Annotated in this window: 5 protein-coding genes, 1 pseudogene and 1 riboswitch; of the genes and pseudogenes, 2 read left to right on the plus strand and 4 right to left on the minus strand. The window is 46.4% G+C overall.

Annotated elements, in window-relative coordinates; translation table 11 throughout:
- Nucleotides 1-116: 116 nt before the first annotated feature.
- Nucleotides 117-926, plus strand: a complete 810-nt coding sequence (locus tag QUA34_RS09060; RefSeq protein WP_333323779.1) for a glucose 1-dehydrogenase — start codon at nt 117-119, stop codon at nt 924-926.
- Nucleotides 927-1,147: 221 nt separating this feature from the next.
- Here the strand turns inward: QUA34_RS09060 and QUA34_RS09065 are convergent, their stop codons facing one another.
- Nucleotides 1,148-2,773 (minus strand): cation:proton antiporter, encoded by a 1,626-nt coding sequence (locus tag QUA34_RS09065; protein WP_333385965.1) that lies wholly within the window; start codon nt 2,771-2,773, stop codon nt 1,148-1,150.
- A gap of 91 nt (nt 2,774-2,864) precedes the next feature.
- Nucleotides 2,865-2,953: riboswitch (Fluoride riboswitch) on the minus strand.
- Between the two features lie 472 nt (nt 2,954-3,425).
- A complete protein-coding gene (locus QUA34_RS09070; protein ID WP_333385824.1) occupies nt 3,426-4,436 on the minus strand; it encodes a Gfo/Idh/MocA family oxidoreductase in 1,011 nt (336 codons plus the stop codon).
- 525 nt (nt 4,437-4,961) lie between these two features.
- On the opposite strand from QUA34_RS09070, the gene QUA34_RS09075 reads away from it, so the two are divergent.
- Complete coding sequence (locus QUA34_RS09075) at nt 4,962-5,261, plus strand: ferredoxin (RefSeq protein ID WP_106149950.1); 300 nt, start codon at nt 4,962-4,964, stop codon at nt 5,259-5,261.
- Between the two features lie 342 nt (nt 5,262-5,603).
- On the opposite strand, the gene QUA34_RS09080 is transcribed toward QUA34_RS09075, so the two are convergent.
- Entirely contained in the window at nt 5,604-7,259 is a 1,656-nt protein-coding gene (locus QUA34_RS09080) for a SpoIID/LytB domain-containing protein (protein ID WP_333385827.1), read from the minus strand.
- A gap of 323 nt (nt 7,260-7,582) precedes the next feature.
- Nucleotides 7,583-8,049: pseudogene (locus QUA34_RS09085) on the minus strand (WD40 repeat domain-containing protein); the annotation flags it as partial.

Below are 8,049 nucleotides of genomic sequence, written 5' to 3' on the forward strand. Positions count from 1 at the left end.
TGAAGATTGATGAAATGCGTGGCGAAAAGACAGAACAACCTTCTGGTTGATGAAGAAGCTAGTTGGCTTGAGGTTTCGGTTAAGATATTTTGTTTTAAGTCTCTGGGAGAGCAATTATGAAAGGTTTAAAGGGAAAAAACGCACTCATTACTGGAGCGAGTTCAGGCATTGGGCAGGCGATCGCCATTCGTCTCGCCCAAGAAGGTTGCAACATTGCCGTTAACTATCGCAAAAGCTTAGAAGAGGCAGAAGATACTGAAGAAATAGCTCTGCAAAAAGCCTGTGGACAAGCATCGGAATGCGGGGTTGAAACGCTATTAGTTCAGGGAGATGTCTCCACAGAAGACGACATCCTTCGTATGGTGAATACTGTCATTGATAAATTTGGTAGTCTGGATATCCTAATTAATAATGCTGGGATTCAAACAGAAAGCGCATCCCATGAAGTGCCAACCGATGAATTCGATCGCGTGATGGCAGTCAATTTGCGAGGTGCATATCTCTGTGCGCGGGAAACCATTAAGCATCTATTGAGTGAGCAGCGCTCTGGGGTGATTATCAATATTTCGAGTGTGCATGAAATCATTCCTCGCCCGATGTATATCAGCTATTCCATCAGCAAAGGCGGCATGGGAAATTTAACGAAAACCCTAGCGTTGGAATACGCAAACCGAGGCATCCGCGTCAATGCTATTGCGCCCGGTGCAACAATTACACCGATTAATGAAAGCTGGACGGAGAATCCAGAACAAAAGGCAGTAGTGGAAAGCCATATCCCAATGGGGCGGGCAGGTACATCGGAGGAAATGGCTGCAGCAGCGGCATTTCTGGCATCAGATGAAGCGGCTTATATTACGGGACAAACGCTCTATATTGATGGTGGATTGACCCTCTATGGTGACTTTCGCGAAGCTTGGTCTGCCTAAACTGACAATGAACCACTTGCTGAGTTGCGGAATGACTGTGAAATGCTCAAATTGAAGGAGAGGTTTTATAATAAACAATTCTTTTGAATAAATTTAGGCTCGATCGCAGCGAGCCTAAATTTGCGTTAAATATCGCCTTGATTATGAACCGCAGAGGGCGCAGAGGACACAGAGAGGGGAGAAGAGTATCAAGGAGATATAAAAAAACCCCCTATTTCGTATTACTTGTAACTAGATTCCACCAAGATGACAGGAATAGGACTGGTTTCTAAGACGGCTTGAGAAACTGAACCTACTAGCACTTGTTCCCAAGGTTGATGCCCTCGTTTCCCGATCGCAATATATGCCACTTGCCGAGCTTGCGCCACGCGGATAATCTCCTCTGGAACTGTACCAGAAAGACTCAGGAACTCATAGCGAATATCTGATAATATTCGTTGTGCTTGTTGTTGTAATTGTAAGTTTGTGCTTTGATCTCCCACATTATCTACATACAAAACAATCACATCCCCATCACTGCGCCGAGCTAAGTCTGCGGCTTTAGTTAAAACATCTGTTGTTAGGGGGGAAGCGTCTACTGCGGCGAGAAAAACTGGACGACCGAAAATAGCTACTTTGGTAGGGTCAACTTCGCCTTTTTCTAATAGTTTGGGGGCAAAAGTGGGAATTGCCCAAGCACCCAAGGGAGCTGTTACTAAAATTGAGAGGGCTGCGATCGCCAAAATCGTCTCGCCACCAGCAATGCCCTGAGCTAGGGGAATTGCCCCAATTGCCGCCTGTACCGTTGCCTTAGCGGAATTTCCTGCTAGCAAAAACAGCCGTTCTTTCCCAGTCCAATTACTACCTAAAGTGGAAAGATACCAACCGAGCGATCGCCCAATCAGAGTCCCGATCGCCAACACCAACAGACCAACCAGCAAGGTATTGCCTAATACATTAAGTTGAATACTGGCTCCCAGCAGCACAAACAAAATAATTTCGGCGATCGTCCACAAACTGTCAAAGCCACCCCGCAATCTTCGTGCTAAAGGCACATCCAACTCTATCAGGAAAAACCCCGCCGCCATGACAGCTAAATAGCCAGAGAAAACCGGAATATGTTCGGCTGATACTACCAGCCCTAGGGCAAAGCCAGCAGCCACTAGGGAGTCCTGAACCGCAGTTTGAGTCCAGTTTTGGTTGACTAATAGTGACACCAAAAGTCGAGCAGCAACCCATCCCAACAGCACCCCCAAGGTAATTTGGATGATGATTTGAAATGGCAGCAATTGCAGAGGGCTGAGGGTGATTCCTCCCAGCAGGGTAATGGCTGTAGCTTTCCCTTGGGACAGAAATGCTAGCAGTAGGCTAAACACTAGCAAAAGCAATACATCGGACAAGGCACTTCCCGTCAGAATCGCATCGGGAATTCCTTTTTTTACTCCCCAACCTAAACTTTTTAACCGCAGCATCCCGGGAACAATTACTGCTGGAGATTCCGCGCCAATGATGCAGCCTAGCAGTAGCCCCGTCAAAAAATCAAACTGAAGTAGGCACATCGCAGCGACAGCAATAGAAATAGCCTCGCAAGCTGCTGGCAGAAAGCCTAATCGCAGCGCCACGGTTCCTTGTTGGGATAGCTTTTCGCGATCGAGTCCTAATCCCGCCTTCATCAAAATCACCATCACGGCAATGGTGCGAAGGGAATTCGCAGCGGCCAAAACCTCTGGGCTAATGACATTCCCCAGTTGCGGGCCTAATAAAATGCCCACCAGCACCATACCTACGAGTGCTGGAGCTTTCAGCCGTCGAGCAATCTGCCCGACAAAAAAGCCCATTAATAAAATCCAGATCATACTTTCTAACATCACGCCACCTTGAAGCTGAATGGATAAACGTGACTTGTAGGGGAAAGATCGATCAAGGCATCCGCACCATCCTACCCTTCCGCCACAAGTCGGAACAGTAGGAGCCATCAGCCTTTTAAACGTTATGAAGATTATTAATAACGCAGGGCGGTTTCGGCGAGCTCCATCGCCATCATTACTTTTATACCACTATTGAAGCTGATAAGCTGTTCGGCATTTAAAAGACGATATTATGGTGCGTCAGTACAGAAGTGTTTCCCGCATAAGCGCGTAAGTGTTCACTCCTGACGCACCCTACAAGCCTCGTTAGTTGTTTAAATGCTCCACAGCTTATTCCATTTCCGTGCCTCCCGGAATGCCTACCCTTGTTCATAGACTTCGACGGTTTGAACCTATCTTTTTGGGATGGAAACTAGCTCATATCCTGGAAGGAATGCTATAGCAATCCTTCCAGGATTCTTACAAAGATGTAGGGGTAATGCCTTTCTTTGCCTACCCGGCTCCATGGGGGCAACCACGGGGGGTTTGCCCCTACAAGAATTACACAAATGATGCGAGCGAGGATTGCTATAGGTAATTGAGAACGGTGCAATATCTCAGTTATATTGGATTTTGCCCAAAATTAAATAACTTTCCTTCTCCTAGCTTTTTATCAATTTATAAGGGCGATAGTTTGCCTAATTTCGCTCGATCGCCTCGCAGCATCTGCCACCTTCAAAGCGTACAAACTACTGGCAGTATTCACGTACAAAGGCGTACCGTTTGACAAATATTCCAACACCATATCGGTGTCTTTGGCAAATAAACCGCGCCGCGTTCCTACTTTGAGGTTGCGCCGATTTTCTCCCTGAATTAATTGACCTGATTCGGAAGTAAAAACCAGCGTTCCTGTTTCTCCGTAGATGGTAAAAATGTTTTCCGACTGCCAAAAAGTTTCTCCTTTTCCATAAACAGCTTCAGCGACAACCCCATTGGCAAAGCGCAACTGTGCGTTGCACAAACAAGCTTTGTAGAAATCCGGCTGACTGTCCCAAAATTGAGCTTGACAGTTAACGCTTGCCACTTCCCCGAACAAATCAGTAAATCGGTGGAGTCGCGAAATTGCACCAACTAACGGAAAGCCAAAGAGGGAATGTTGATAAGTCCACCGCTGCGCCGCTGGATGTTGAGGAGTCATAGTAATGTAGCGGGCGTAAAAAACTTTACCGATTAAGGGCAAAGATTCTTTGATTGCTTGGTGCAACCCGCCTAACAGTTCGATGTGTTCGATGTGGAGGAGTTTTTGCTTTTGGGCGGCAAGTTCGATCGCCCTTTCTGCTTCAGATACGTCTAAAGATAGAGGATATTCCACCACAACGTGCTTGTCATTTTCGAGCGCGGCCAGGACGATCGCCCCGTGATCCCGGTTCACCGTACAGACAATCACCAAATCTAAATCGTCTCTTTCTACCAGCTTGCGCCAGGAAACCGCAGCTTCTGCCCCGAAGCCTTGACAAAATTCTGCGGTTTTCTCCGGGGTGTGGCCCGCAACCGCTACCAAGTGCGATCGCCCATCAGCTTGAATTGTCTCGGCCCTCAACTTAGCGGCAAAACCAGTACCCACAATTCCCACGCGAATTGGAGAATTAACCGAAGAACCAAAGCGAGTATCAATATTAGTCATGGGATTTGAGATTTAAGATTTTAGATAGTTACAGACTTGCGCTGCTGGGGTTTAGGGTTCTATCGCCCCGATTTTAAGCTGTGGTTGTGGTGCGATTTATTCGATCGAGCCTTCAACACCCAAGTTTTGATGCGATCTAACTATACATTTCAGTGCCTGCTGGGACTTGCCTTGCACCAAGTCTTGCGGAAACTCGATCGACACACCGCATACCAACAACGTGGTTTTTGTGCTGTAGGGCTCAAAACAGGATTTTTCCTGGAAACCGGATTATTTCGCGCAAGTCTTGCGGCAACAGTATCACAAGGCTGGACCCAAGATAGGTATAAGTAATCAAGATGAAATTAGAAAAAGTTATAACTAATCCCATTCAAATGTTTTGTAAATAAGTGTGTCAACCTCCCTTCTATCCCCTACTATCATAGAGGGAACGAACCTAAGACCTAACCTCAAAGCTAATAGAGCCTTGAAGTTTGCATTAGGAAAAATTATCAATCTTGTTGAATTTTTGAGAGGATTTAGTGCATGGCAACTTACAAAGTTACCCTCATCAGCGAAGCCGAAGGAATTAACCAGACCATTGACGTTGATGACGATACTTACATTCTTGATGCTGCAGAAGAAGCAGGACTCGACCTCCCGTACTCTTGCCGCGCTGGAGCTTGCTCCACCTGCGCCGGCAAAATCACCAAAGGCGAAATTGACCAATCCGACCAATCTTTCTTGGACGACGACCAAATCGAGGCCGGATTTGTCCTCACCTGCGTCGCATATCCTAAGTCTGACTGTACGATCGAAACTCACCAAGAAGAATCGCTCTACTAAGAAAGGACGCTCTGCGTGATACCCTAAGAAACCCGGTTTCTCGTTTCCAGAATTAAGCTGAAATACGGCAATTATGTTAAGAAACCGGGTTTCTGTGTCTAACATTGCAACAAAGCCGCCAGCAGTCTGTCACTCCCAGCTATGAATTCATAGCTGTTTGAGCAGATAGCTGACCAAATAATTTTAGATTTTAGATGGCAGATTTTAGATTAACTGTGAAACCAATCTAGAATCCAAAGTCTAAAATCTAAAAGTTTTACGGCTGATATTTAGTCCGCAAAGGCGGGCTTTGTTTGTGTAGTGGGGAATTAAATCGCCGCCTCTTATGCCGAGTGCGATCGACTATTCGCGCCAAAATGTAATGTTATCGCTGAGCGGCACAACTTGAGCGCCGGGAAAATAAAAGCTGAGAATTTGAGATCCATTCCAGCCCAAATTAGCCAAATTGTAAGAACCAGTCTGACTCATTCCCACTCCGTGCCCGAAACCGCCTCCGACAAAAGCATAACCGTTGAGAGTTTTGTCTGGATTGTAAATTGGTTCTAGGTAAAAAAGCGTGCTAATCGGCGGGTAAAAAGCATTGCGAATCTCGTCTTTGTCGATATCGATGGGGCCCAAGTCAGTTTGAACCTTCATTTGCAAAACTCGACCTGCGGGCGACCTTTCTACCACTTCCACCTGAGTGACAGTTTTCAAATTAGCCATCGGGTGCTGTTTCTTCTGAAGATACTGTTTGAGAAATCCACCAATCGCTGTCAAAGAAGCGGGTTCGCGCCACCGAAAAGTGTCTTCTTTTTCCTCATTAAACCCTTTTTCCAAACTGATAAAGCGACGGAAATTGTTTTCGTCAGACAAACTCTGCTTGGACAAATCCCAAATATTATTAGGCGAATCGACGATCGATCGCAAATATGGACGTTCCGCGCCCTGCCACACATCGTTAAAAGAGGCTGTCACGCCGCCGCTAGACGCGGAATAGAGCGCGTCTACTAGCTGATTTTCGTAAGTTAGCACCAAACCGCTCGTTTGGGCGATCGCCTTATCACTTTGCGGGTAAACCTCGGTCAAACCCTTATAAACTTGACAGTTAACATCAGCGCACAACTCATAATTATCCACAGCAAACCGGCGCAAATTTCTCAGGGCGTAGGTTCTCGCTAAAATAGTTTGAGCGACAATCGCAGCGTAAGGCGAAAAAGCCCCAATTTCGTGAGGAACAACACCCCGCAAATAAGTTTCGGTCAGCACTTTATTTACCAAAGTATAAGTGCCGTAAGAATTTTTTTGCAGGTGCAAACTGCCGCCATAACGGTGAGTTTGTTGAATTGCTTTTTCTGGTTCAGTAGCTGTCGCTTCTTGGGTGGTTTGTTGCAATACCTCAATCACATTTTTCCCGGCCGTCACATCCAACTCATTGCGGTTGAAACGAAAGCCGTTTAAAACCCAAAATGCCTGGGGTACTTGTTTAAAAACTTTGGAATCCAAAAAAGCTGTTGTGTTCCCTTGAGCTTGCAAACTTTGCAACAGCCAGCGCCGCACCAAAGGAGAGTTGTAAATATCTCTTTTGGCCCAAACTTGCCAGCGAAAAGGTTGAGCAATTTCTACCTCAATTCCCTGGGCGCGCCACTGATTGGCGCTATCTTCTGCACTCTCGAAACTGCGGTGGGAGCTCAGAACAACTCGTTCTTCTACTAATGGCGCTTCCAGAGGTTTCGGGGCTATTTCTAGCTTGACGCTAGCAGCCGTTTTGGTTTCTATGCCTTGAGGAGTTTTGTAACTCAATGTTAAGCTGTCGCCCGGTAATGCTTTCAGCGTCAGTTTGTCGGTTGCTTTGGTGCCAAACCGCTGCACTACGCCGATTTTGATGGGTCTATTTTGGGGAGTTTGGGCGTATCCCGCAGCGCTGAAAAGAGGCAACAGGCACAATGCGGTGAAAACAGTCCTAGAAATGCAGCTAAACCATTTGTAATTGGGAGTTGGAGGTGCTTGAGCGAACACGGTTATCTGTCTCGCGATAGTTGAAATTGGGGGATTTTTGATTGTACGTTAGCACATTTGGCCGCTGCTATAGGGGAATTGCCGAAGATAAGCTGGTTTAATAGGCAGAATTCTGTTAAGTCAGGACTTACGCCACACCAAAGAAACCGGGTTTTTTACCGAGTGTGCGCGCTGCAACTGGTCTTTTCGTAAAAAACCCGGTTTCTGGACCCCCTGCGGTAAATCTGTCATGGCGGGTGAAATGCAGCATTCGCAAAAGTTGCGATCGCTTTACATTCTGTTACACGGTCAGGTTTATTTGCACCTACCGACTGATTGGCTAATCATTTTTTCTGAGCACTAATCTCATCGCAGAGGTGTTTCTCGCTTTCATCAGCATTATTCTGCAAATAGTCGTGCAGCCAATCGCAGCCTTGCACCAGCATTTCATCTAAACTTCTGATTTGCCACAACCGGGCTGTATTGTCCCATGATGCCGTAGCGATATATTTGCCGTCGGGACTAAAACTGACACTAAATACTGCATCTTGATGTCCTTTAAATTCTTGTATCAGCTTGCCCGTAACATCCCACAATCGGGCTGTTTTGTCCCATGATGCCGTAGCGATGTATTTGCCGTCGCGACTAAAACTGACACTCGATACCCCTTCTTGATGTCCTTTAAATTCTTGTATCAACTTACCCGTGACATCCCACAACCGGGCTGTTTTGTCCCATGATGCCGTAGCGATGTATTTGCCGTCGCGACTAAAACTGACACTCCCTACCGCATCTTGATGTCCTTTAAATT

It is taken from the genome of Microcoleus sp. POL10_C6, from assembly GCF_036701585.1.
In the GTDB taxonomy this organism is placed as follows: Bacteria; Cyanobacteriota; Cyanobacteriia; order Cyanobacteriales; family Microcoleaceae; genus Microcoleus.